The following is a 1,034-nucleotide window of genomic DNA, read 5'->3' on the forward strand; positions in this document are numbered from 1 at the left end:
CATATTGGTATGGTTTGACAAGGTCACTGTTACCTTTGAAGTATGGATTAAAGACACTAGCAAACTCTTCACTATATCTAGCATCTATCATTTTATACTCTGAAAATGTAAGCGTATTCCAAGCTGTTTTACTTAGCTGTGTCGCTGAGTGCACACCACCGATCGTTCCGAGAGACATACTACTGGTGTCAGTTAAAAGGCTGGACTCGTCATTGTATTGGCTTAGGTAAACCCCACCAATGTCATGATCGAAGATGTCTACCCTAAACTGACGGTTACCAACTGTAAGCTCAGCATTGTTCGCTGAAGCTTCATATATCAAGGGCTCCCCCTCCAGCAATAAAGGGTCATTCTGAACATCTCTGGCTAAGCCAAAAATATGTTTGCCGACAACTTTGCCCACCTTCAGCTCACTAGAAGATTCGGCTGCTGCGCAGAGTGTAGCGCCAAGGCAGCAAGCCAACAGCGCGAGAGTTCTAAATTTACTAATCACTTTTAACTTAAGCATTGCGTATATCATCTCACCTTAAAACTTCATCGAGAAACCAACAGTTGCGGAACGTCCCGGACTTTCAAGGTTGGCAACTTGACCTCCCTGAAGTGTTTCCTCATCTTGATCAAGAAGATTCTTAATCTTGAGAGAAACGGTATAACCAATTTTTTTCTCTTGTTCATCATAGGTATCGTTTAAGCCCCACTTCACAACAAAGTCCAAGCGCTGGAATGGTTGTTCGTAGGCATCCGCAACACCATCTACACCCAATGCAGAAATACGCTTACCATAGACATTGTAAAGAAACATCGCACTTCTTCTTGTAAAGAAATTATCGTAACCGAACTTTATATTGGTCACATAAGGAGACTGACCCTGCATGGCTCGATCGTTTGTAGTCAGTCCGTAGGAATCAATATCAGACTGATTAAGCTGCACTTCAGAGTGAATCCAAGCGTAGTTTCCTTCTACGAAGTAATGTTCAAGATCACCCAATAGACCATCCAAACTTTTTCTAAAGCCAAGCTCAAATCCGAAGCTA

The 1,034-nt window shown here is 42.5% G+C and carries 2 protein-coding genes; both read right to left on the reverse strand.

The window, feature by feature from the left end; translation table 11 throughout:
* On the reverse strand, window positions 1–508 hold a 508-nt coding region (locus A3761_RS24800; protein WP_156492110.1), incomplete at its 3' end, for a hypothetical protein.
* Window positions 509–526: 18 nt separating this feature from the next.
* Window positions 527–1,034, reverse strand: a 508-nt coding sequence (locus A3761_RS24805; protein ID WP_156492111.1) for a TonB-dependent receptor, incomplete at its 5' end; no start/stop codon positions are given.

Source organism: Oleiphilus sp. HI0123 (assembly GCF_001635315.1).